At 61.9% G+C, this 24771-nt stretch carries 19 protein-coding genes and 1 tRNA gene; 12 read left to right on the top strand and 8 right to left on the bottom strand.

The genetic code is table 11. From position 1 onward, the window contains the following. Window positions 1-45 precede the first annotated feature (45 nt). Window positions 46-2208, bottom strand: coding sequence for a selenide, water dikinase SelD (gene selD, locus JHW44_RS01315; protein WP_089344887.1), 2163 nt, complete (start codon window positions 2206-2208; stop codon window positions 46-48). Window positions 2209-2311: 103 nt separating this feature from the next. Here selD and JHW44_RS01310 point away from each other — a divergent pair. The 3 genes from JHW44_RS01310 (at window position 2312) to JHW44_RS01300 (ending at window position 6929) form a co-directional block, all read left to right on the top strand. Beyond that, a tRNA-Met gene (locus tag JHW44_RS01310) sits at window positions 2312-2388 on the top strand. Window positions 2389-2662: 274 nt separating this feature from the next. Beyond that, window positions 2663-3850, top strand: a complete 1188-nt coding sequence (locus tag JHW44_RS01305; RefSeq protein WP_179217742.1) for an efflux RND transporter periplasmic adaptor subunit — start codon at window positions 2663-2665, stop codon at window positions 3848-3850. After that, window positions 3840-6929 (top strand): efflux RND transporter permease subunit, encoded by a 3090-nt coding sequence (locus JHW44_RS01300; RefSeq protein ID WP_089344885.1) that lies wholly within the window; start codon window positions 3840-3842, stop codon window positions 6927-6929. The genes JHW44_RS01305 and JHW44_RS01300 overlap by 11 nt, the downstream gene beginning before the upstream one ends. Before the next feature lie 45 nt (window positions 6930-6974). Here the strand turns inward: JHW44_RS01300 and JHW44_RS01295 are convergent, their stop codons facing one another. Both JHW44_RS01295 and JHW44_RS01290 read right to left on the bottom strand, forming a co-directional pair. Continuing rightward, a complete protein-coding gene (locus JHW44_RS01295) occupies window positions 6975-7997 on the bottom strand; it encodes an HlyD family secretion protein (RefSeq protein WP_089344884.1) in 1023 nt (340 codons plus the stop codon). Continuing rightward, a complete protein-coding gene (locus JHW44_RS01290; protein WP_089344883.1) occupies window positions 7997-9532 on the bottom strand; it encodes an MFS transporter in 1536 nt (511 codons plus the stop codon). Before JHW44_RS01290 ends, JHW44_RS01295 begins: the two co-directional genes overlap by 1 nt. A 121-nt stretch (window positions 9533-9653) precedes the next feature. Between JHW44_RS01290 and JHW44_RS01285 the strand changes: the two genes are divergently transcribed. Further along, window positions 9654-10265: a TetR/AcrR family transcriptional regulator gene (locus tag JHW44_RS01285; RefSeq protein ID WP_089344882.1), complete on the top strand. Its 612-nt coding sequence runs from the start codon at window positions 9654-9656 to the stop codon at window positions 10263-10265. A 17-nt stretch (window positions 10266-10282) separates the two neighbouring features. Here the strand turns inward: JHW44_RS01285 and JHW44_RS01280 are convergent, their stop codons facing one another. From JHW44_RS01280 to JHW44_RS01265, 4 genes are all read right to left on the bottom strand, one after another. Further along, window positions 10283-11167, bottom strand: coding sequence for a LysR family transcriptional regulator (locus tag JHW44_RS01280; protein ID WP_089344881.1), 885 nt, complete (start codon window positions 11165-11167; stop codon window positions 10283-10285). A 74-nt stretch (window positions 11168-11241) separates the two neighbouring features. Then, the gene (locus tag JHW44_RS01275) at window positions 11242-12318 is read right to left on the bottom strand and encodes a capsular polysaccharide export protein, LipB/KpsS family (protein WP_089344880.1); all 1077 of its coding nucleotides are present in this window, start codon (window positions 12316-12318) and stop codon (window positions 11242-11244) included. Window positions 12319-12339: 21 nt separating this feature from the next. Then, window positions 12340-16083, bottom strand: coding sequence for a glycosyltransferase (locus tag JHW44_RS01270; RefSeq protein ID WP_089344879.1), 3744 nt, complete (start codon window positions 16081-16083; stop codon window positions 12340-12342). Between the two features lie 303 nt (window positions 16084-16386). Beyond that, window positions 16387-17061 (bottom strand): sulfotransferase family 2 domain-containing protein, encoded by a 675-nt coding sequence (locus JHW44_RS01265; RefSeq protein WP_089344878.1) that lies wholly within the window; start codon window positions 17059-17061, stop codon window positions 16387-16389. A gap of 271 nt (window positions 17062-17332) precedes the next feature. Here JHW44_RS01265 and JHW44_RS01260 point away from each other — a divergent pair, with 271 nt between their 5' ends. The 3 genes from JHW44_RS01260 (at window position 17333) to JHW44_RS01250 (ending at window position 19350) form a co-directional block, all read left to right on the top strand. Then, window positions 17333-17923 carry a TetR/AcrR family transcriptional regulator gene (locus tag JHW44_RS01260; RefSeq protein WP_089344877.1) on the top strand — a complete coding sequence of 197 codons (591 nt, stop codon included), beginning with the start codon at window positions 17333-17335 and terminating at the stop codon, window positions 17921-17923. 1 nt (window position 17924) lies between these two features. Continuing rightward, on the top strand, window positions 17925-18872 hold the full coding sequence (locus tag JHW44_RS01255; protein WP_089344876.1) for a DMT family transporter: 948 nt from the start codon (window positions 17925-17927) through the stop codon (window positions 18870-18872). 139 nt (window positions 18873-19011) lie between these two features. Next, window positions 19012-19350 carry a RidA family protein gene (locus JHW44_RS01250; protein WP_089344875.1) on the top strand — a complete coding sequence of 113 codons (339 nt, stop codon included), beginning with the start codon at window positions 19012-19014 and terminating at the stop codon, window positions 19348-19350. Between the two features lie 55 nt (window positions 19351-19405). Here JHW44_RS01250 and JHW44_RS01245 read toward each other — a convergent pair whose 3' ends face one another. Next, window positions 19406-19873: a pyridoxamine 5'-phosphate oxidase family protein gene (locus JHW44_RS01245; protein WP_143811463.1), complete on the bottom strand. Its 468-nt coding sequence runs from the start codon at window positions 19871-19873 to the stop codon at window positions 19406-19408. Between the two features lie 288 nt (window positions 19874-20161). Here JHW44_RS01245 and JHW44_RS01240 point away from each other — a divergent pair, with 288 nt between their 5' ends. The 5 genes from JHW44_RS01240 to hspQ all read left to right on the top strand — a co-directional run bounded on the left by JHW44_RS01240 (window position 20162) and on the right by hspQ (window position 24750). Further along, entirely contained in the window at window positions 20162-21307 is a 1146-nt protein-coding gene (locus JHW44_RS01240) for a phosphoserine transaminase (protein WP_089344873.1), read from the top strand. 118 nt (window positions 21308-21425) lie between these two features. Continuing rightward, the gene (gene serA, locus JHW44_RS01235; RefSeq protein ID WP_089344872.1) at window positions 21426-23015 is read left to right on the top strand and encodes a phosphoglycerate dehydrogenase; all 1590 of its coding nucleotides are present in this window, start codon (window positions 21426-21428) and stop codon (window positions 23013-23015) included. A gap of 76 nt (window positions 23016-23091) precedes the next feature. Beyond that, on the top strand, window positions 23092-23820 hold the full coding sequence (locus JHW44_RS01230; RefSeq protein ID WP_089344908.1) for a metallophosphoesterase: 729 nt from the start codon (window positions 23092-23094) through the stop codon (window positions 23818-23820). Window position 23821: 1 nt separating this feature from the next. Beyond that, window positions 23822-24289, top strand: coding sequence for a CreA family protein (locus JHW44_RS01225; protein WP_089344871.1), 468 nt, complete (start codon window positions 23822-23824; stop codon window positions 24287-24289). A gap of 128 nt (window positions 24290-24417) precedes the next feature. Continuing rightward, window positions 24418-24750, top strand: coding sequence for a heat shock protein HspQ (gene hspQ, locus JHW44_RS01220; RefSeq protein ID WP_089344907.1), 333 nt, complete (start codon window positions 24418-24420; stop codon window positions 24748-24750). The last annotated feature ends 21 nt before the right edge of the window (window positions 24751-24771 follow it).

Below are 24771 nucleotides of genomic sequence, written 5' to 3'. Positions count from 1 at the left end.
CCCTGTCCGGGTGCGGTCAGGCCGCACCCGTCCTCCGCCCCGGTTTCAGTCGAAACAGACCCGCACCGGCCCCTGCTCGACCCGGCCGATTTCCCATATATCTTCTCCGGCATCGCGAACGGCCTGCATGATCCCCGCCGCGGCCTCGGCCGGCACTGCGGCCAGCAGACCACCCGAGGTCTGTGGATCAAAGACCAGACGCCCCCGCGCCGTATCCGGAACTGTCACCAGCCCCAGCACCGCAGCCCGATTTGCCGCGTAGATCGAACTGCGCAGTCCCGCCGCCGACAGATCCTCGGCCCCCGGCAGGACCGGCAGCGCCGCCAGATCCACCCGCAATGTCGCGCCAGACGCTTCGGCCATACCAGCCAGATGGCCTGCCAGCCCGAAGCCGGTCAGATCGGTCATCGCCCGCGCTGCCACGCCCTGCCCGCCAGCCAGAATCCGCGCCGCCCCGGCCTGATCCTGCGCCATCACCCGCCACGCGGCCGATACAGCCGGACCGGGCGCGCGTTTCTGCATTTCCGCGGCCATGATGACGCCCGTTCCCACCGGCTTGGTCAGGACAAGGATGTCACCCGGTCGGGCGTTCTGCGCAATCGGGTTCTCAACCAGGCCGGTCAGGGAAAAGCCGATGGTCAGTTCGGCCCCCACGGAACTGTGCCCTCCGATGATCGGAGCCCCTGCTCTGGCCAGCACATCCGATGCCGCCGCCATGATTTCATTCAGCGTACGTTCCTGAAGCCTTTCGGACATGCGCGGCAATGTCACCTGAATCAGGCTGGATTGCGGTCTCGCCCCCATCGCGCGGATATCCCCCAGCGCATGCAACGCCGCAATCCGCGCCATCAGCGCCGGATCCAGCAGGAAGGCGCGCAGATGGTCCGTCGTCAGAACCTGTTTTTGCCCGTTGACCGCAATCACCGCCGCATCATCGCCGGGACCGGTCAGGATATCGGCACGCGGCGTCACGGGCTGACGGGCCAGGACATGCCGCAGGGCGCCTCGGCCCATCTTCGCACCGCAGCCGCCGCAAAGAGGCTTGTCGCCCATGGCATCTCGGGCACCTTCTGCCAGAACCCGCGGAACCTCGGGCTGCTTCATGTCGGGCAGATCATGCAACCTTGCCATGAAGCGCCGGTCTATCCGGTCTTTCCAGCGCCAGACCCAGCCTCCCTGCGCGCCAAAGCCCCATTTGTCCGCCACCGCATCCCCGCCCGCCGCGATCAGGCGCAGCCAGTCGCGTTGGGGGCGAAAGCGGCGCAGATCCGTCCGACCAGTCAGGCTGCGCTTCAGATTGTGAAGCAATACCGGTGTCTGGCGCACGGCAAACACACCGGCCTGAGGGCGGACAGCATCGCGGATCACCGCGCAATCGCCCACGGCGTAGATCGCCGGATCGGATGTCTGCAGCGTCGCCTCGACTGCAACCCGGTCGCCCATCATCTCCAGCCCTGCCTGACCCAGCCATGGCGCGACATTTCCCCCGCCCGCGCCGATTACCAGATCAGCCTGCAGGACCCGCCCATCGGCCAGTTCAACCGTGTTCTTCGTCACGGCAACCACTGCCGCGCCGCAGGTCAGGGTAACCCCGGCCGAAGCCATTCGCGCACGGACCAGTGTTCTTGCGCGCGACGACAATTCGCGCAGCGGCGTCGTGTCGGCCTCGACCACATGAACCGGGGCGTTCGGCAGGTGCCGGCGCGCGGCAAGGGCGATCTCGACACCGGCCAGCCCGGCCCCGATCACCACGATCCGCCCACCGCCATCCTGCAGAAACTCGGTCCATCTCTGCACGAAGCGGTCTGTCGGCTTGACCGGCAGGACATGTGCATCCGCGCCCGAAATCGCGGAAACCGCCGTGCTGACCCCGATGTCGACCGAGGCAAGATCATAGGCCACCGGCCCCCGCCCCGCCAGTTCGATCCGCTGCCCATCGCGGTCGATATGGGTTGCGCGATCCAGTATCAGCCGCGCCCCGGCATGGCGACACAGCCGGACCAGATCGATCGACAGCTCCTCACGCCGGTATATTCCCGCGATGAAGCCAGGCAACATCCCGGAATATTCGGCCACGGGGTTGGGATTTATCAACGTCAGCCGCGCCCCCGGCAAGGGCCGCATCCCCCACATGCGCAGCATCAGGGCGTGGGTGTGACCGCCTCCGATCAACACCAGATCGCGCGAGGCCGGAATATCGGGTGTCATCTGTTTTCCTTCATCAATCACGCTGTCCTAACGCGTGGCGGCAAAAAGGCAAGAAAACCGCTTGACGAGCCATGCGCCACGCCTTACATCGCCCCTCACCTGTGGCGGAGTAGCTCAGTTGGTTAGAGCAGCGGAATCATAATCCGCGTGTCGGGGGTTCAAGTCCCTCCTCCGCTACCATTTCCCCTCGATATGTATCGCGAAGAATTCCGGTCTGCGGTGGCTTCCCTGTATCGAGGTTGCGCTGTCTCCTTGCGCATTTGCCGCGCAAGCCGCGGAAAATGACCTCCTTTGGCGCCCATATGCGCCCGATCTGCACCCAGGTCGGCGGATCAGTCCTTTCATTTGGGTTTGGTTGGGATTGTTTTCGCCATAGCGGGAGATGGAATGGTCCGATTCTGGTGCCACGATTGCGATCGGGATTACACTTTTTGCAGGCAAGGATGATACAATAATGCTGAAGAGCGCTTCTCATATCCTGCTGGCGGCCGCGCTTGTCGCCGGGGCCTATTACGCCACATTCGTGCATCAGCCCGCAGAAGTGACCGAGGCGCAGACGGCCCTGTCGGGCCAAGGGGGCGGCGCGGGGCCGGCGCGCGGTGGTGCACCCCGCCCGGCCATCGTCACAACCCAGCCGGTCAGTGTCGTGCCTTATCAGGATGTCTTTCAGGCCATTGGAACCGTGCGCTCCACCAGCCGGGTAAGAGTGCAGAACGAGGTCGCGGGCAAGGTCGTTTCGTCAGAGTTGCGCGCCAATGCCGAGGTGGTCAAAGGCGACACGCTGATCCGGCTGGAGGATCGCGCCGCAACCCTGGCGCTGCGAACCGCGCAGGCCGAACTGGCCGAGGCGGAAGACGCGCTGAAGCGGCTGGAAACGCTGGATGCCCAGGGCAGCGCCGCCGTGTCGCCGGTGCAGATATCCGAGGCGCGCACCGCGGTCGAAATTGCCCGCACCAATGTCGAGACCGCGCAATACCAGCTTGATCAACGCAACATCACCGCGCCCATTTCCGGAAGCCTTGGCCTGTCCGATATCGAGGTCGGCACCTATCTGGCCGTGGGCACGGAAATCGTGACCATCACCAACCTCGACAAGCTTCGCGTCGATTTCAGCCTGCCCGACCGTGCGCTTGATTTTCTGGCTGCCGGACTGGAGGTCGACCTGCGCGTGCCGACCCGTCCGGGCACGGTCTACAAGGCCGTGGTGACCGGCGTGGACACCGAGATCGACCCCGAAACCCGCCAGATCGATGTCGAAGCCCGTATCGACAGTTCGGACATTCCGGTACTGCCCGGTTCGGTCGTCACCGTTTTCGCCTCGCGTCCCAGCGTCCCGGCCCCAAGCGTGCCCTCGCTGGCCGTCACATGGAGCAACGAGGGGGCAAGCGTCTGGGCGGTGCGCGAAGGGCTTGCGACCCGCGTTCCCGTCCAGATCCTGCATCGCGACGGCGATACGGTCTGGCTGGATGCCGCGCTGGAGAACGGCAGCGAGGTGGTCGTCGAAGGTACGCAGAAGCTGCGCGAGGGCAGCCCCGTCATGACCCCCGCCGACGCGCGTGAACGCAGCCAGCCGGCACGGGATCAGACCACATCCGCCAAGGCGCGCAAGATGGATATCGCGGGGCTGAACGATGGCGAGTGATCCCCTGACCCGCGCAGGCAGCGCGGGGCTGTTCGTTGCCCGCCCGATTCTGGCCGTTGTGCTGAACCTGCTGATTCTGGTGGCCGGGCTGGCTGCGCTCATGGGGGTCGAGGTCCGCGAAATGCCCGATGTCGACCAACCGGTCATCTCGGTCCGGGCCAGCTATGACGGCGCCTCTCCCGAAACCATGGATACCGAGATCACCTCGGTTCTGGAGGATGCTTTGACCGCGCTGGACGGCGTGGAGAATATCTCTTCAAGGTCCAGCTATGAAACCTCGCGGATCACCATCGAACTGGCCTCGAATGTCGATATCGACACCGCAGCAAACGAGGCCCGCGAAATCATCGCCCAGCAGGAACGCGACCTGCCCGACGATATCGATTCCCCGACCGTGGCCAAAAGCGATGCCGATTCCGATCCGATCATGCGCCTTGCCCTGTCGGGCAACGCCACGCTGGAAGATCTGTCGCGCATTGCCGAGGACGACATTGCCGACGAACTGACGACCATCGAAGGTGTGTCCGAAATCGAGATCGCGGGCGAGCAGGAAAGCGAATTCCTTGTCCGCGTGAACATGAGCGCATTGAACGCACGCGGCCTTAGCATCTCGGACCTGGAACGCGCGCTGTCCAGACTGCGCAATGATGCGCCGCTGGGACAGATCGAAAGCGAGAACCAGGCCATCACCATGCGCACGACCCTACCCGAGGTCACGGCCGAGGAAATCGCCAATCTGCGCGTCGGCGATACGGCGCGCGTGCGCGACATCGCCTTTGTCCAGCTTTCGGCAAAAGAGCGGACCGTGTTTTCACGGGTGAACGGTCAAAGCGCGATCGGGCTGAACGTGATGCGCCAGTCCGAGGGAAACACGCTGACCATTTCGCGCGATGTCCGCGCCGAAGTGGACAAGATCTCGCAGAGACTGCCCGAAGGCGTGTCCCTCGCCATCACTTCGGATGACGGGGTCTATATCGAACAGTCGATCACCGAAGTTGCCTTGTCCATCGCGCTGGCAGTGCTGATCGTGGTTGCGGTGATCTTTGTCTTCCTGCGTGCATGGCGGGCGACGATCATTCCAGCATTGGCCATTCCCGTCTCTCTGGTGGGAACGATTGCCGCGATCTGGCTGGTGGGCTTTTCGGTCAACACGATCACCTTGCTGGCGCTGGTGCTGGCCACCGGCATGGTGGTCGATGACGCAATCGTCGTGGTCGAGAACATCGTGCGCCATCGCCGGATGGGGCTGGGACGGCGCGCCGCTGCCATTCGAGGCACGCGCGAGGTGTTCTTTGCCGTCATCTCGACCACGGTCACGCTGGCGGCAGTCTTCATCCCGATTTCCTTCCTCCCCGGTCAGGCCGGGGGGATCTTTTCAGAGTTCGGATTCGTGCTGGCCTTTGCGGTGATGCTGTCATCCTTTGTCGCGCTGACGCTGGTGCCGATGCTGGGCGCGACATTCGATCCAGGTCAGGCAGACGACGCGGAAACGGCCAGACATTCCCTGTTTGCCCGCGCTTATCTGGGCTTCATGGACCATGCCCTGAAGATGCCCTCGCTCGTCATCGGCGCGGCCCTGGCCTTTGCGGTGGTCGCCGCGGGCATGTTCACGTCGCTCAGTTCCAGTCTGACACCCACCGAGGATCGCGGATTCTTCTTTGTCGTCCTGCGCGCACCGGCTGGCGCCAGCAGTGACTATACCGACAGCCAGATCCGGCAGGTCGAAGCCATTGCCCAAAGCTATCAGGGCGAAGGCGGGGTGGATATCGTGCAGTCGATCTCGGGCTTTGGCGGCTCGGCCTCGGGCTTCGTGATCGTGCGGCTGAAGGACTGGTCCGAACGCGACGTGACGCAACAGGAGATCCTGACACGTCTCAATCGGGAACTTCAGCGCGTTCCCGGCGTCACCGGAATCGCCAGATCAGGCAATTCGCTTGGCATTCGCGGGGCTGGCAGAGGGGTGCAGCTGGCCGTGACCGGCAGCGATTACGAAACATTGGCGCGTGAGGCGCAAAAGCTTGTCGCCGCCATGTCGGAACGCCCGGATGTGTTTTCCAATCCGCAGATCGATTATGACACCACACAGCCGCTGGTCGAAGTGCATATCGATGTCGCCATGGCCGAGGAACTGGGGGTCGAGCCGACCGATGTCTCGGCATTGATCAACGTCATGTCCAGCGGATCGAACCCGGTATCGGTCTTCATCGATGGTGAGGAAACCGATGTGACAGTCGAGCCGGGCGGACGACCGCTGAACGATCCCGGCGATCTGGAGCGCGCCTTCGTCCAAAGCAGCAGCGGTGCCAATGTGCCCCTCTCGGCGGTCACGGAATTCCGGCAATCGGCCAGCGCCTCGCAATTGTCGCGTGAGGATGGCGACCGTGCGGTGCCGGTCACGGCCAATCTCGCCGCCGGGGTCGATCTGGGCACGGCGGCCGCGCTGGCACTCGATCTGGGGGGCGAAGTGCTTTCTCCGGGCACCGGAGTCACCCTGCTGGGCGAGGCGGCCACGCTGGAAGAGGGTCAGGCCGGCACAATCGCGGTCTTTGCTGTGGCCTTCCTGGTCGTGCTGCTGGTGCTGTCGGCCCAGTTCGAAAGCCTCGCCTCGGCCCTGGTGATCATGCTGACCGTGCCATTCGGCCTGGGCGCGGCGATCATTGCCATTGCCCTGTCGGGCGGATCGTTGAACTATTACAGCCAGATCGGCCTTGTCATGCTGATCGGGATCATGGCCAAGAATGGCATCCTGATCGTCGAATTCGCCAACCAGTTGCGCGAACAGGGGCGCGACATCGACAGCGCGATCCGCGATGCCGTGGCACTGCGCCTTCGCCCGGTGATGATGACCATGATCTCGACGGTCCTGGGTGGGCTGCCGCTGATCCTCTCCAGCGGAGCCGGGGCCGAGGCCCGTCAGGCCGTGGGCTGGGTGGTTGTCGGCGGGCTGGGTTTTGCCACTGTCTTCACCCTGATCCTGACGCCGGTCTTCTATCGGCTGATCGCGCCCTTCGGAGCGGTGCCGGGTCACGCGGCCGCGGCGGCGCGCAAGGAGTTGACCGCCCTGTCCGACCCGGCCTGATGCCGGCAGGCCGCGTGAAAGGCGCGGCCCGCCAGATGACAGCAGTCAGGAATCGACATGGATTTCGGAAATGACCGACATGCCGACACGCATGGCATCGGCCTCGGGCTGATCGGGCTCCAGCGCGATGCGCACCGGCAGTCGCTGGGTGATCTTGGTGAAGTTCCCGGTCGCATTCTGCGCCGGCAGGGCGGTAAAGCTGGCTCCGCTGGCCGGACCGATGGAATCGACCCTGCCCTGAAACTGACGGTCGGGAATAGCATCCACGGTGATCGTGACGGGCTGCCCCGGTCGGACGCGGGCCAGCTGGGTCTCGCGAAACATCGCCTCGATATAGATGTCCTGCAACGGAACGATGGCCGCCAGGGTCGTTCCCGCCGGCACGAATGCCCCCTTGCGCAGGTTCAGCTGGCCGATGGTGCCCGAGATCGGCGCCTCAATCGTCATGTAGGACAGGCGCAGCCGGGCATCGGCCAGGGTCGCCTCGGCCTGTGCAACGGCGGCGCGGGCAGCCTCTTTCCGGGCGTCATAGACATCCAGCTGCCGGCGCGCGGCATCGCGCGAGGCGGTGTCGCTGTGCAGCTTGGCCTCGGCACTCGCCAGCGTCGAGATCGCCTCATCCAGCATGCTTTGCGGCCCTGACTTGCGCGCCAGCAATTCGCGGGCGCGCCGTTCCTGCGTCTGCGCAAGGGTCAGCGCCGCCTTGTCGGCATCAAGCGCCGCCTCGGCCTGTTCGATCACCGAAGCCTGAATTCCGGCCTGGCTTTCCAGCATGTCCAGATTGGCCCTGGCCGCCTGCAGGGCAGCTTCGGCGGTCTGCACGGCAATCCGCTGGTCGCGGTCATCCATGCGGGCCATGATCTGGCCCTTTTCGACAAACTGGTTTTCACGAACCAGAACCTCGGCCACGGTGGCGCTGAGCCGCGGCGCGACATTGGTATAATCGGCGCGAAGATAGGCATTATTGGTCGATTGCACCGGGCGCATGGCCTCGGGACGGTTCAGGTAGAAGGCGCTGCCCGCAATGGCCGCGGCAAGCGCCAGAAGGATCATCATTTTCTTACGCATCAGGAAAGTTCTGCCTTGTCAGAGGGTAACGAGGGGGCTGGCACATGCTTGAACAGCAATCCGGTGGGCACCGAGATCAGGGCCAGCCATCCCAGAGCGCGGTAGATATCGGCCGAGGTCAGCGCATTGATCTGGGCGTCCATCGCGAAACCCGCCGCCTTGACCTGCGAGGGCAACAGATCAAATGCGCGGCCGATCTGATCGAACAGATGGGTCTGATGGGCATGTGTGCGCAGATCGTCAAACCATCCCACGAAGGCCACGCCAGCCAGCGATCCCATGGATCGCAGCATGTTCACAAGCCCCGACACGAAGGGACCTTCGGATGGCTGCACGCTGCTGGTGGTCAGAAACAGCATAGAGATGATGGCAAGTGGTTGCCCCAAGGCCTGCATCACCTGGACCGGCACGAATTCCCGCCAGCTCCATTCACCCGTCAGATGCGCGGCATACAGGCAGGATAGCCCGATCAGCAGCAGGCCTGCGGAAAACAGCACCCGCGCATCCACCCATTTCTGATACAGCAGCAACGCGACGCAGGACCCCAGCACCAGTTGCGGCACGCCTGTGATCAACCCGATGGGGGCGCTTTGTTCCACGCGATAACCCTGCGCGGCGGCAAGAAACTGCATCGGCAATGCGGCGGCGGAATACAGCATCACCAGCATCAGCACAAAGACCGTGAATCCGACCAGCAGATTGCGCCGCAGCAATAGCTGAAAGCGGATAAAGGGTGCCGGATGGGTCCATTCGCTGCAGACGAAAACGGCAATGCACAGACCGGCTGTCACCAGGCAGAAGGTGATCAGAGGCGAATTGAACCAGTCAAGCCGGTTTCCCTGTGCCAGGCCGATCCCCAGGGCCAGCATCCCGACCATGCCGGTCAACAGGCCCAGCCAGTCCATCGTTGCAAAGCGCTGCCAGTTGATCGGCTCTTTGGGCAGGCCCCAGCCGACCAGCAGGCTGCACAATACCGCCGGGGGCAGGAATTGCCAGGCCACCCAATGCAGGTCATGGGTACCATTGCTCCAGATGCCGACGATCCAGATGGCGAGATTCGGCGTGAAGGTCGCGGTCAGCGCATAGAGCGCCAAGCCGTGCAATCTGATCGCGGGCGGCAGGAATTTCATCGCCATCATCATCAGCAAGGGGATCAGCGCCCCGCCCGACATCCCTTGCAGCAGACGTAACCCCATCGCCAGTTGCGGGTTGACGATCAGGGGGACGACCAGCGCAATCAACGCCGTCGTCCAGAGCATCGTCAGGAAGAACCGGCGGATGCTGAAGGTGATCGCGAACCATCCGGCAAAGGGCATCACCATAAGCTCTCCGGTGGAAAACAGCGCTGACAACCATGAGCCGTCATCCAGCCCGATGCCCAGTTCGCCGCGAATATCCACCAATGCCAGGCTGCCGCTGCGGCTGTTCAACCCCGAGGCCATGGCCCCAATGAAAACGCCCGAAAGCGCCGCAATGATTCGCGGCGAGAGCATCGCGGAACGGGAATCGGAGCGGGCAGATTCAACATCCCCCATGACACACCTCGAAATTCTGCGGTTTCGGACAAGATCACCTCGGTAATTTGCATTACCGACTTGCACCGCATATGGTAATATCAATTACCTAGTCAAGTGCCCCTACTGCGAGGATCGAAGATTGACCCATTCCACCAGTGACAACGATCCCCGCCGTGAGGCGATCCTCAAGGCGGCTGCCGATCTGTTCTTTGAACGCGGCTATGCCGAAACCAGCATCGATGCCATTATCGAACGGGTCGGAGGTTCAAAGCGCACCCTCTACCGATTGTTCGGCAACAAGCCCGGGCTTTTCGAGGCGATCATCCGCGAGAATGGCAAAAGTCTTTTTGCCGAAACCACAGATGCCGCCCCCGGCCCGCTGCCCTTTGAAACCGCGCTCGAGCAATTCGCCACAAGATTGCTGGAACTGACAGTGCAACCGCGCACCGTGGCGATCTATCGCGTGGTGGTCAGCGAGGCGCCACGCTTTCCCGACCTGGGACGGATCTTCTTTGAGCACGGCCCTCTGCGTGGCAAGGAATGGCTGATCCAGACGCTGGCCCGGGCTGCATCGGAAGGGATTGTCACCCTGCCTGACCCCGAAGCGGCGGCCGGGATATTCATGGGGATGGTCCGCAACGACCTGCAACAGCAGATGATTCTGGGACTGCGCCAGACGCCCTCTTCCGCAGAGATCCGGCAGATCGCGCGGGCCGCCACCACGGTCTTTCTGGATGGAATCCGAAACTAGCTTCACTTCCCGCGAAGTCAGGCCTCGGGTTTCTCGGTCAGGAAATCCAGCAGTCGGCGGGTCAGCTTCTTCTGTGGCCCGATCTCGGGCCATACCGCATAGATACCCAACTCCGGCAGGCTCCAGTCCGGCAAGACCTGGATCAGGGCGCCCGAGGCCAATTCGTCCAGGACCTCATCATGGGGCAGATGCTGCACGCCCAGACCGGCCAGAACCGCGGATTTGGCCGTGCCGATGGTATCGACCTCCAGCCGCGTATTCTCGGTCGAGATCGTCGCGCTTTGCCCTTGCCGCCACAGCGTCAATGTATCGGGCAGCATGGCAATCGAAACGAATTCGCAATCCTGCAGATCTTCCACCGTCCGGATCGGTGCACGCGTCGCCAGATAGTCCGGCGAAGCCACCAGAACCCGGCGAAATGTTCCGATCTTGCGGCTTTTCAGGCTGCTGTCCCTCAGGGTGCCAAGGCGGATGGCCAGATCGAAGCCCCCCTTGACCAGATCGTCGCGCTTGTCACTGCTGTGCAGCGAAATCGCCACCATCGGGTGCCTTTGGGAAAACTCCCACAAGCGCTGGCGCAGGCGGGTGCGTTCTCCGAAGGCAGGCATGGTGATCTTCAACGAGCCGACCGGTTCTTCGCTGGTATCCCCCAGAAGATCCAACGCCTCTTCGCCCGCCGCCACCATCCGCCGCGCCGGACCCAGCGCCGCCTGCCCTTCCGGAGTGAGCGACATCGAACGGGTCGAGCGGAAAAACAGCGTCACCCCCATCTTGGCCTCAAGCCGCGAGAGATGGTGACTGACGACCGAGGTTGACAACTTCAGTCGTCGACCGGCCTCGCTGAAGCTGCCCGCTTCAACGATCGCAACGAATACGGCAAGACCACGATAGTCGTCGATCATCTTTGCCTAACTTTATAGACTGGAGGGTTCAGAATCCGGATAAGTGAGCACAACGCCAATGTCCAGCCTGCGCCCTAGAAGAACCGCCGCTTGAGGCGGTTGATCAGGGAATGCCGATACAATGCGCGGACATACCGGCGCCTTGCCTGCCTGCCCGGTGCCGTCGGCGTGCCAAGGCCATCCAGGAACGCTTCGAGCTTGTCGCGTATGGCCGCGACATCATCGGCGCGGACACAGTAGCGGGTCAGATACCAGAACAGGAACCTGTCGCGCCATTCACCATCGGGCGGGGACGGCGCGGCCACGGCGGCGGCCAGTTCGGCGCAGCTTCTGACCTGTTGCGTTGCCAGCCCGAAATCCGAGGCTCCGTGGCTGATGACCGGCTTTCCCTGCACCAGCGCCTCGAAGAGAACTCCGGAATTCGCGCCGACCACCAGGTCCGCCCCGGAAATCAGCGACAGAACCGACCCGTCGGACATGCTGACGCCAGGCATTCCCGACAACTCTGCCAGCAAGCGCGACACCCCGCGACCGCGACAGCGGGGATGACGTTTTATGACCACCTCCTGCCCGCGCGCGCGGGCAGCGGTGACAATGGTCTCCAGCGCCTCTTGCGTTCTCAGCCATGCACCTTTGGCCACCGTATCATTCCCGACCTGCAGGGGGACGAATACATATCCCCGGGCGTCATTCCTGCCATGCTCGGGCTGTGTGTATTTGGATCGATTGGCCTGTTTCAGCTCTTGCGCAAGCCGCTGAACGAAACTTCGCGCCGTCGCGCCGTCCTGCGACTCGATGGCCTCCCGATAGCATTCGGGATGCATCGCCAGATGCGAGAAACAGGCATATCCCATGCTGTCCATGCTGTAATAGGGCGGAATATAGGATTCCTTGCAGCGAAGAATATCGCCATCGCCGCTGCCATAGGAATGAAAGCTGATCGTGCCCTGACCCTTGGGCCGCGGCGCGGTTTCCGCGCCGCGCGGCAGACGAACCGGATCGACCAGCACATGCAATTCGGACAATGCAGACAGGATCGACCCATAGAACAGCCGATGCCGGTCTCCGTCCACGGGGTCAGAGAACCACGCGGCGGGGATCTCCAGCGTCACCACCGGATGCACGATGTCACGTCGGGTCTTATGTGACATCCGCTGCACCACCCGGACCGGTCAGCACTTTTCGCCCATGGGAAACAGGACCCGCCCAATCAGCCGCGCCAGCGGATTGCGCAGATTGCGCACGAACAACACCGGGTTGTTGTCCAGCTGCGCAACGGCAGCCTCTCCACCGCGCTGGCGGACCAGCGGTTTCAGCATCGGCACCCAGAAACGCAGTGCCTTCCTTGGCCCCATGGTGCTGCCCTTGGAATAGGCCAGCCAGCGCAGCTTGGGGTGCCGCCCGGACCAGTTGTTGCGCGCGAATTCGGCCGGGTTGGACAGCAGTTCCTCGGCCAGATCGGGACGACCCCGATGGCGATAGACCGCGGCCAGCAAGGGTACGCTGGACCACAGACGCCAACCAAAGATGCCATAATTCACCAGTGGACGGCCGGTCGCAGACGGTTTGCTCTTTTTTCTGAAGCTGTCATAGCATTGCTCGACAATATCGAATTCTTCCAGATACAGCGGGCATTCCGGTGGCGGGGCGGCGCGCGGCGGGAAAAGATCGACCTCCTCCACCCCGAAATAGTCGCGCGCAATCCGGGCATTGCCCGCCGAGGCCGCAGCCATGATCTGCTCGGCGGTGTCTTCCTTCAGGAACCACGGCGCCGACATGTCCAACCCGCGATCACGACGCCATTGCATCAGCCGCGTTCCGGCGCTTTCGATGAACCCGAGATAGGCCCCCTTGCTGGGGAAGGGCCGCTTGTTGAACTGGCGGATCAATTCGACATGCGTGGCGGAAAGACGCGCCTCATTGGTCTTTTCCGGCGAGGGTGCCGGCAAGTCGCGGATCTCCGGCAGGCCGGTCACCTGCGCAAAATCCTCGATGATGTCCCAAGGCACGTCTCGTTGACGCAGATAGCGGCGGATATGCAGCGACGACCGGGGCAGGTGCTGTTCCCAACTGCGGATCATGCGGTCATAGTCGAGACAGGTGACGATCTGTTTCGTGGCCAGCCATTGCGAAAAGCTGAGCGAGGTCGAACTGATCGCCCCCCCGGCCACCAGTTCGGCATATTGCGAATTGGCCCATTCATCCTGACGGCGCAGATAGACGACCATCTCGACGTCGAAATCCCTGAAGTAGCTTGCCAATTGCGCCGATTCCGCGTTCAGGAAGAACGCTTCGGACGACAGTATGATCGTGTGGACCTGATCGCCAAGCTGCGCCAGCCCGTTCACCAGATGCTGATGCAGCGATTGATCGTCCCTTAGCGCGTAACTGACGAAACGCGCATGGCCCGCCTGCTTGTGCGGACGCTCGGCCTGCCAGAACAGCCCCACTTCGGGATACCAGATCCCCTTGCGCAGCAGTTCGGGACGGTTGTCTTCCAACAAATGCTGCAGGACGGTGCTGCCCGTCTTGGTCGCGCCCATGTGGATGATCAGACGTGGGCGGGGGCCCTTCAGCGGTTGGGCTTGCGCAGGCGTGACGCGATCATTGCGGGCATATCCGTTCAGCCCCTGCTGCAGATCGCGCTGCGTCCGGTTTTCGGGCTGATGCAGGTATTCCCCATACAATTGCGCGGCGGGAATCGGCTCCAGCGCAAGGGCGGCGCGGATCAGATCGAGACGCCGGGCCCGCGTTGCCGCCAGCAACAGACCATAGGCCCCGGCCCGCAGATGCGCGCCCGACAATTGCGACGGATCCGCGATCAGATCTTCGGGCTTCATGCCGGTCCGCTCCAGCGTCGCGGCAAGCGTATCGACGAATTCCGTGGCCGCACCGGCGGCATCGGCGGTTTTCCAGGCAAACCCGAAATAGAGATAGTGCAGGAATTGCGAAACCTGGAAGCGGGCCAGCCACCAATGCGGCGAATCTGGCGACAGCGCGTCATTCTGCTGCAACTGCCGGACGACCTGGTCGAAATTCTGCAGTTGGTCGTTCACATCCGTCATGGACTGGGCACGGCGCACGGCGGAATCCCTGCGGATCCGATAGACGACGCCATTGCTGTCCGAGATCGAGACAACCGGATCGGCCATATAGGCCTGCAACAGAAAGGCGCGCTCTTCCCGATAGGTCGTCAGAAAGCGGATCTTGTGCCTGTTCAGAAAATCACGGCGATAGAGCCAGTTCCAGAAATGTCTCGAATGCGCAATCTGGGGCGTCCGGGCAATCGAACTGGCCCGAACCTCGTCGCGGAAATAGGTCTCGACCCTGTCTTTCCGAAGCTTCTCGATATTGCCGTGCTCATCCTCGATCTGTTCGTGGCGCTTGCGATAGCGAACCATGTCGGCGCCATCCTCCTGCGCCATCGTCACCACCCGCGCAAGATGCTCTTTCTCGGGCATGTAGTCATCGGGATCGATGAACAGCACATATTTGCCGCGCGCCAGATCCATGCCCTGATTGCGCGCAAAACCCGGCCCGATATTCTCCTTGCGACGGATCAGCCGGAATCGCGCATCGCGGGCACAGAATTGCTCGGCGATCTGCGCGGACCGGTCGGGGCTGACGTCGTCGATCAGGATCACCTCGAAATCCTGCAGGGTCTGGCGCTGGATCGACCCCAGACATTCGGCCAGGTATTTCTCGACGCCATGCACGGGAATGATGATCGAGACCATCGGCTCGGCCGAGACCCTGGACGGGATCGGGCGCACCGGGCGGTGTTCCTCGATAAAGTCCAGAACATCCTCGATCTGCGCAGGCACCTCGCCCTCGGGCAGATGATAAATCGTATACCAGATGTAGAAGGCGTGGAACAATTCGGCCAGGTCGCGCTTGCGGCGCCGATGGGGCACGGTCACCCGATCATCCGTCAGCCCCCAGCCCGCATAGCAGGGCGCACCGAAACAGACGACCTGCTTGCCCGCCAGCAATGCCTCCAGCCCCATGCCGCTGGTGCCGACATAGACCTTGTCGACCAGATCGAAGATCTCGAACGGATTGACGCTGTCGCGCATGATCCGCACCCGGCCTTCCGAGGTCATCTGATCGAAATAGCCGCGCCGCTTGCCCCCCTTGACCCAGTTCAGATCGGGATGGGTCTTGACCAGGATTTCCGCATCGGGATTTTCCGCGATCGCCGCCTTCAGCATGGCGCGGAATTCCTTTTCCGAGGCCCGCCCGTAGTAGGTCGAGGCATCCGAGAAATTCTGATCCACGACCAGCACACGGCGCGCATAATCGGGCGAGACATCCGGGCGGAAGAACGGCTGCGAATTGTATTTCGAGATCTTCGCTTCGACGATCCGGCGCATCACCCGCTCCGCCCGCGCGCGTTCAGCATCGGTCAGTTCGAAATCGCCGTTCAGCTTCTCATCGAGGCGGGTTTCGTAATCGGACATGTAATATTGGGCGCGGTCGTCAAAGACATACCCCAGGCAGGCCTGCTTGGGGTCGCGCGATGCCAGGGCCTCGGACCAGCTGGTGGTCGAGGCCAGAAACCCCATCTCGAAGAAGGTCACCGTATCGCCGGGCCGCACGTGGGGCAGCAACGCCTTGGTGCTTTCATGCGATTTGGTCAGATCGTCCAGAACCGCGCCATACATCAACACCGGCGCATCGCCATCAATGCCCTCTTCATCCACGGCAATCAGATCGGGAAACAACCGCGTCAGATTTGCCGAAAATGCGGTCTTCAGATTGCGCCGCTGAAAGCCGATGCGATGGGGCTTTGCGGCCTGGGCCAGAAAATGCTCGCGAAAATCGCCGACATCCTTCCGGTCGGGCCGATCGACAAGGTCCAGGAATTTGCGCTGCAGATCGGGGACTGTCACATGCTCGCCGGTTGTCTTGCTCATCACCCTGTTCGACTCTCGATCTTGCCGTGCCGAAACGCAGCGGCCATCATGTTCTGAATGTCACCCACATCCGCCCGTGAGTGCTGTTGTTTATAGGTTTCTATAGGCGAAAACCAAAGCCAGCGGTAGCACCGGCCCACCCGATAGGAAAAACTCAGCCGTCCACCTCTGCAAGCACGCCAATCAGCCCACCGCCAACAGCGCCGCGGGGCAGTTTTGCCTGACAGGCTCTCTCCCGGCGACCATCAAATCTGTCGACCGACGGATAGACAGCCCCGCCGAAAGTCGCCAGCGCCCGGAATGTCAGTCCTTCATGATCTGATAGCCGAAATTCTTGAAATCGTAGCTGAAAGCCTCTTCAACGACCTTACGCGTCTCGGGGTCGTAATAGTTCTCAAAATCAACGTCCTTATGACCACGGGCTGCTGTCTTCCATTGCGGCATGGCTGTGGTGTCCAGGTCGAAGCCCAGCTTGTCAGCAAGCGCTTGCAGATCCTCGTTCATGCTCTCGTAGCGGATTTGATATGCTTTGAAACGTCCCGCAGGCGTGCGATAGAATTTCAGGTCCGTAGGAAGTGTCGGCCGCATGAGAAGCCAGTTTCTGAAAAACTTGCGCGCCTCCGAAAAATCTTCTTTCAGTTCGACACGCAGGTCTTTCGGCATGACATGCCAATACCAGGAAACCACCTTGTCATAGGGATTCCGGACTGCATATACCTTCAAATATTGCTTGAACTTCCTCGCCCCGATCACACGCCTGATGGCGGCAGCCGGCGAATGTGCTGTCAGGGGATCTTCCGGCCTTTCCCCTCCATTGCGACCGGCGACAATTCCGTCGGATGTCGTGATATAGGGGCGCCGGTGCTTTGCCGCATCATCGGAAAGCACACAAGCGGCCTCCAAAATTCCCTCGATGCTGGTGCTCGCCGTCTTATGGGTCTTGATGTAAATGAACTTGTGCCGATGAGAGATAAGCAAGGTATGTCTTTCTGACTTTTGTTGCGGCCTGACTGGTTGCCAGATTACGGTGAAGCGCCCAACCTATACAGAGTTGAGGTCCATTCATCAATTTTATTCCCGGCAGCGCGACCTCTGGGCAACGCCCTGGGCGGGCCGGCGATGTGCCACGCGTATCGCAAAACCTGCCGCGATCCCGCGACGAAACGTGACCTTGTTGCGGGACCGGCGGGAACGCATTGACAAATCCCGAAATAGGTATACCGGTCTACCTACATATTAGGAGACATGAATGGCGCAGCCAGACACATCTGCCAGGGAACCCGCACGCGACCGCCTTTTGCAGGCGGCTTCCGTGCTGTTTTACAATCACGGCATCGCCGGAACCGGAATCGATGCCATCGTCGCCCGGGCCGGGGTGGCCAAGAAAAGCCTCTACAACAACTTTGCCTCGAAAGCGGATCTGGTGAACCAGTATCTCGAGGCGCGCCACGCCGAATGGCTGGAACTCTACGAACGCCGACTTGCGCGGGCGCCTGACCCGAAACAGCGTATTCTGGCCGTATTCGATGCCTATCAGGATCATGCCGAACATGCCTATGAGCGCGGCTTCCGCGGCTGCGGTCTGCTGAATGCCGCTGCCGAGCTGGATGCCGGTGATGACGGTCGCCAGGCCGTGCGCCGGCACAAGGAACAGGTCGAGGATATTCTGGCCCGGCATCTGGCGGAATTGCTGCCGCAAGACCCGGCGCGGGCCAGAAAGATGGCCGCCCATATCGCCTTTCTGCTGGAAGGAGCCATGGCGCGCGCAGGACTGGAAGGCAACAGCGCACGGGTGGCTGCGGCGCGAGGCATGGTCGATGACATGCTGAAGGCGTTTTGACATGACACAGGGCTATCTGCTGGGCGTCGCCGGCATCCTCTTTGCGGCCTTCGTCTGGGGCACCACCGGCACGGCGGCGACATTCGCGCCCGAGGTCAGCGCAGCGGCAATCGGTGCGGCGGCCATGGGCTTGGGCGGCATCGCCCAGGCGCTGGTCGCATTCCGGGGCATCTGGCGCGCGCGCGCCCTGCTGACGCAGCAGCGGCGGCTGCTGGTGATCGGCGCGGTGGCCGTCGCCATCTATCCGCTGGCCTTTTATGGGTCGATGCGCCTGGCTGGCGTGACCGTGGGCACCGTGGTCACGATCGGCTCGGCCCCCTTGCTGGCGGCGGTGATCGAATATCTGCTGGACCGGACGGGGCTGACCTGGCGATGGGGAATCGGCGCGCTGATCGGCGCGACCGGGATGACCCTGATCTGCCTTGCCGAGACCGCCCCGGAAGGGTTGCAGGTGGGTGGCACCTCGGTCCCGCTTGGCGTGGCGCTGGGGCTGATCGGCGGTCTGACCTATGCCCTTTATTCATGGTCGGCACGCAGGATGATGCTGCGCGGCACAAGATCCTCGGTGGCGATGGGCGCGACCTTCGGGCTGGGCGGGCTGTTGCTGATGCCGGTGCTGATCGCGACCGGAGCGCCCTTTCTCGCCTCGTGGAACAATGCCGCGGTGGGACTCTACATGGCGGGGGTGCCGATGTTCCTGGGCTATCTGTGCTTTGGTTACGGGCTGGCCCGCGTTCAGGCCAGCATGGCAACAACCCTGACCCTGCTGGAACCGGTTGTCGCGGCCGTCCTCGCGGTCATCCTGATCGGGGAAAGATTGCCTGCCATTGGCTGGTCCGGGGTCGCGCTGGTCGTCGCCTGTCTGGCGATCCTGACCATGCCCTGTCCGCGCGCAGGCAGACCTGCCCCAAAATCTGCGGCGACGCCGCCCCAGCCCGACCTGACCTGACCTGACCTGACCTGACCAGTGATCTCCGAATTGCCACCATGCGCCATCGAAAGGTCCCGGCCATTCGGCTCTGCCCCTTGGCGAAGCCGCGCCGATGCGCGACAAGCGCAGTGACGCGGAGAGATGAAAGGAATTCCCCATGATCGAGCGCATGCATACCGGCACGCGAATGAGCAAGATCGTCAAACATAACGGCGTGGTCTACCTGTGTGGCCAGGTCGGCGCGGGCGAAACCGTTGCCGAACAGACCCGCGACTGCCTGTCGCGCGTGGATGCCCTGCTGCAAGAAGCCGGCTCTTCGCGCGAAAAGATCCTGCAGGCCATCATCTGGCTGGCCGATATGGATGATTTCGCCGAAATGAACGAGGTCTGGGACGCATGGGTGCCCGAGGGCCACGCCCCCGCCCGCGCCTGCGGCGAAGCCCGGCTGGCACGCGACACCCTGCGCGTCGAGATCATCGTGACCGCTGCGATCTGAGCCTGGCACAACACGATTGGCGGGGCGCCTGTCGCCCCGCCGCATGGTTGGTTGCTCAATCTTCCGGGGGCCATGCCAGTTGCGGCCCGCTGCGAGCATATGAGACGTTATTCGTAAAGATCGTCTGCGGCCGCAGCTTGATCATGCGCCCGTCCGGGTCGTCGATCGCCGCCACGTTCCGAATGAACCACGGATTCCAGCGCGCCTCCTCCGGCCCAAGATATTTCGAAAGCAGCCTTCTGAACCTGGCGCCATCCATCACCTGGATGCTGGCACGGCCCCGCAGGCCAAGATGCAACAGGATTCCGGCCTCATTGTCGAAACGGGTAACCTCGACCGCGCATCTTGGATCTGCCTGCAACCGGCGCACCGAACTGTTGCTTCCGGACGCCGGCATCCAGATCGCGCCACCTTCCCAGAGAAACCAGGCCGGCGCGTTTCGCGGCCCCTCATCGCCAAGCGTCGCCAGATTCGCCATCAACGCTTCTGACAGCAATACCTGCGGATCGAATGCCTGTCCCATGACCCATCCTATGAAACAGGCTGCCACGATGTCCATCCTGGCGGCGAGGGAAGATATGACGGATTGATACCCGTGTTTCGTGGTGCATTTCTTCCTTGACGGCGAAGGACTTGCCGTACTTCCGCTTGCCCGCGGGTTTGCGAAATGAGCAAGCATCCTGCGCGGGATCTGGCAGCAGCAGGAAGGGCGGGATTCTTTTTTTGTTGCAGTAGGACCGATGGAAGCGTATGCCCTGCGGCGGGACACCCCTCCCCAACGAGGGGCTTTTAGCTGGAAGGCTGAGTCAAAATGACTGATCCGAAGATCCCGGCCACGCGGCCGGCCAATCCGCGTTTTTCCTCGGGCCCTTGTGCCAAATTCCCCGGTTACAATCTGAATCTGCTGGCTGACGCGCCCCTGGGCCGTTCGCATCGTGCAGCGGTTGGCAAGGCCAAACTGGCCGAAGCCATCGACCTGACTCGCGAAGTGCTGGGCGTTCCCGCAGACTATCGTATCGGCATCGTGCCCGCATCCGACACCGGTGCCGTCGAAATGGCGATGTGGTCGATGCTGGGTGAGCGCCCGGTTGAGATGCTGGCCTGGGAAAGCTTTGGCGAAGGCTGGGTCACCGACGCGGTCAAACAGCTGAAGCTGGACGCCACCGTGCGCAAGGCCGATTACGGCCAGATCGTTGACTTCAACGACGTCGATTTCAACAAGGACGTGGTGTTCACCTGGAACGGCACGACCAGCGGCGTCCGCGTTCCCAATGGCGACGCAATCCCCGCCGACCGCGAAGGCCTGACCATCTGTGACGCAACCAGCGCCGCATTCGCCATGGAACTGCCTTTTGACAAGCTGGATGTGGTTACCTTCAGCTGGCAAAAGGTGCTGGGCGGTGAAGCTGCGCATGGCATGCTGATCCTGTCGCCGCGCGCGGTTGCCCGCCTGGAAAACTATACCCCCGACCGCCCGCTGCCCAAGATCTTTCGCATGACCAAGGGCGGCAAGTTGAACGAGGGCATTTTCCGGGGCGAGACGATCAATACCCCCTCGATGCTGGCTGTCGAAGACTATCTGGCCGCCCTGAAATGGGCGCAGGGCATTGGCGGTCTGCAAGGGCTGATCGCGCGTGCCGATGCCAATGCCAAGGCCGTGCGCGACTTTATTGCCGACAAGGACTGGATCGCGGATCTGGCCGAAGATCCGGCAACGGCCTCGACCACCAGTGTCTGCCTGAAATTCACCGATCCGGCCATCAAGGACGGCGCAGCCTTTGCAAAGGCCGTTGCCAAACGGCTGGAAAAGGAAGGCGTGGCATTGGACGCCGGCGCCTATCGCGACGCCCCCGCAGGTTTGCGGATCTGGTGCGGTTCGACCGTAGAAGCCAGCGATGTCACGGCTTTGATGCCCTGGATCGAATACGCCTATCGTGCGGAACTCTCGGCACAGTGAATGTGATCCGGCTGCGTCCGGGGGCCAGCCCCCGGACCCCCGGGGTATTTCTGCGAAGAAGAAGATGAAACACGCATCCGCGAGGCCTGGCCCGGATGCTGTCACAAGGAAAAATCAAATGCCGAAGGTACTTGTATCAGACAAACTGTCGGAAACCGCCGTCCAGATTTTCCGCGATCGCGGTGTCGAGGTCGATTACATGCCCGATCTGGGCAAGGACAAGGAAAAGCTGGCCGAGGTCATCGGGCAATATGATGGTCTGGCCATTCGCTCGGCCACCAAGGTGACCGAGAAGCTGCTGGAAAGCGCGACCAATCTAAAGGTCGTGGGACGCGCGGGAATCGGCGTGGACAATGTCGACATTCCGGCTGCCTCGAAGAAAGGTGTGATCGTGATGAACACGCCTTTCGGGAACTCGATCACGACGGCCGAGCATGCGATTGCGATGATGTTTGCCGTTGCGCGACAACTGCCCGAAGCCAGCGCCAGCACCCATGCCGGGAAGTGGGAAAAAAGCCGCTTCATGGGTGTCGAACTGTTCAACAAGACGCTCGGCGTGATCGGCGCAGGCAATATCGGCAGCATCGTAATCGACCGCGCCCTGGGCCTGCACATGAAGGTTCTGGCCTATGATCCCTTCCTGTCGGAAGAGCGCGCCAAGGAAATGGGCGTAACCAAGGTCGAGCTGGACGATCTGTTGGCCAAGGCTGATTTCATCACCTTCCATGTGCCGCTGACCGAGAAGACCAAGAACATCCTGTCGCGCGAGAATATCGCCAAGCTGAAAAAGGGCGTTCGCATCATCAATTGTGCCCGTGGCGGTCTGGTTGACGAGGAAGCCCTGGCCGAGGCACTGAAGGAAGGCCGCGTTGCCGGTGCCGCCTTTGACGTGTTCGCCGTCGAGCCCGCCACGGACAGCCCGCTGTTCAACCTGCCCAATGTTGTCGTGACGCCGCATCTGGGGGCATCGACAACCGAAGCGCAGGAAAACGTGGCGCTGCAGGTGGCAGAACAGATGTCGGACTACCTGCTGACCGGTGCCGTGCAGAACGCGCTGAACATGCCTTCGGTCACGGCCGAGGAAGCCGCTGTCATGGGCCCGTGGATCAAGCTGGCCGGATATCTGGGTGCATTTGTCGGGCAGATGACCGACGAGCCGATCAAGGCCATCAACATCCTGTATGATGGCGTTGCCTCGACAATGAACCTGAACGCGCTGAATGCCTCGGTGATTGCCGGCGTGATGAAGGCGACCAATCCCGATGTGAACATGGTGTCCGCCCCTGTCATGGCGAAAGAGCGCGGCGTTCAGGTTGCGACCACCACCCAGGACAAGGGGGGTGTCTATGAGGGCTATATCAAGCTGACCGTGGTCACCGAGAAGCGCGAACGTTCCATCGGCGGCACCGTCTTCAGCGATGGCAAACCCCGATTCATCCAGATTCGCGGCATCAATGTGGACGCCGAGATTGGCGAGCACATGCTGTACACGCGCAACAAGGATGTTCCCGGCGTCATCGGGGCGCTTGGCGCAACGCTTGGCGATCTGGGCGTGAACATCGCGAACTTTACCCTTGGCCGTTCGGCAACGGGCGACGACGCGATTGCCATCCTTTACCTGGACGAAGCCATCAGCGACGAGGCTCTGGACGCCCTGCGCAGCACGGGAAAATTCCTGCAAGCCCGTCGCCTGCAGTTCGAGCTTTAAGCTCAATTCGCGCGCTGCCTTTCAGGTGGCGCGCCTCTGCCCCGCCCGGGTCAGGCAAGACATGGAAAGGCAGCTCATGCGGCTATATGCGATCGGTGATGTTCACGGACAGCTAGATCTGTTGAAGGCCGCGCATGAGCGGATCCTGCGGGATGGTGGCGAAGAGGCCGTCATTGCCCATGTCGGAGATCTGATTGATCGCGGTCCGGATTCGCGCGGTGTGGTTGACTACCTGATGTCAGGACAGGCCGAGGGGCGTCCCTGGGTCGTCACCCGCGGAAACCACGACCGTTTCCTGGCCAAGTTCCTTTCAGACCCAGACTGGATCGACCCCGGACTGAGTTCGAGGCGGCATTGGATCGAGCATCAGGGGTTGGGTGCGGCCGCCACCCTGGAATCCTATGGTGTCGATCCGACGCTGCCGCGCGACGAAATTCTTGCACAGGCACGCAAGGCCGTACCGGACAGTCACGCGAAATTTCTGGCGACCCTGCCATTGTGGTATCTGCATCCGCTGGCCTTGGTCGTGCATGCCGGTATCCGCCCTGGCGTCGACCTGCATGATCAGGCCGAGGATGACCTGGTCTGGATCCGCAAGGGATTCCTGGAGAGCAATGTGGATTACGGGCCGCTGGTCGTTCACGGCCATACGGCGATCGATACCGCGACACATTACGGCAATCGCCTGAACATCGATGGTGGGGCTGCCTATGGACGGCCACTTTGTGTGGTTGTGATCGAACCCGAAGGGGTGCATCTTGTGACGGATGAGGGGCGAGAGCCGCTGACACCACCCGGGGCCTGAGATGCGCAAGCTACTGCTCTTTCTTTCCGTGATGCCGTTTGGCGCCTTTGCCGAGACGGTGGGGGAAATTGGCGTCGACTGGGTCGGCAACGACATCATCATCGAATCCTTCGAAGACACTGCTGTCGGTGGTGTCACCTGCCATCTTGCCTATTTCAAACGCTCGGTCATCGACAGGTTGAGCAAGGGTAACTGGTTCGAGGATCCCTCCAACAGTGCCATCGAATGCGCACAGACGGGACCGATCGACATCGATGACATTTCACGGGCACCCGATGGAGAAAATGTCTTCAGCGAAAGCCGGTCCCTGATCTTCAAATCGCTGCGGGTGAAACGGGTTCTGGACGAGAAGAACCAGGTCCTGATCTATCTGGCCCATGCCAATGAGGTCACCGAAGGCTCGGCCAAGATGGCCATTGCCACTGTTCCGCTGTTCAATGCAGCGCCCCCTGCGCCCGGGCAGCCTTGACCGGGGGCGACAGAAGTCGGCTTGAAAAACAGACAAATTCTTGTGCTTTGGTAGACAGAATCGTCTTTCGGCGCTAAAAAGCCCGGCAGTCCGGCGTCAAACCGGACCGAGGAGTGAGGTTGTCGCAGATGCAAACACATAATCGCGTTGCGAAATACAGCCTGGGTCAGGTTGTACGCCACCGGAATCGTCCGTTCCGGGGGGTGATCTTTGATGTCGATCCTGAATTTGCCAACACTCAGGAATGGTACGAATCGATCCCCGAAGACGTTCGTCCGGAAAAGGATCAGCCCTTCTACCATCTTTATGCCGAAACCGAGGCGACATATTATGTTGCCTATGTTTCCGAGCAGAACCTGGTTCCCGATGCCTCGGGGGAACCGCTGGAACATCCTGACGTTCTGGACATGTTTGGCGATTTCGAAGAAGGTCGTTATCCTCTGGTCGGACATCTGAACTGATCCTGCAACGGTCAGGTCAGG

It is taken from the genome of Paracoccus seriniphilus, from assembly GCF_028553745.1.
Taxonomy (GTDB): Bacteria; Pseudomonadota; Alphaproteobacteria; order Rhodobacterales; family Rhodobacteraceae; genus Paracoccus; species Paracoccus seriniphilus.
This window is presented reverse-complemented; position numbering and strand designations above follow the sequence as displayed.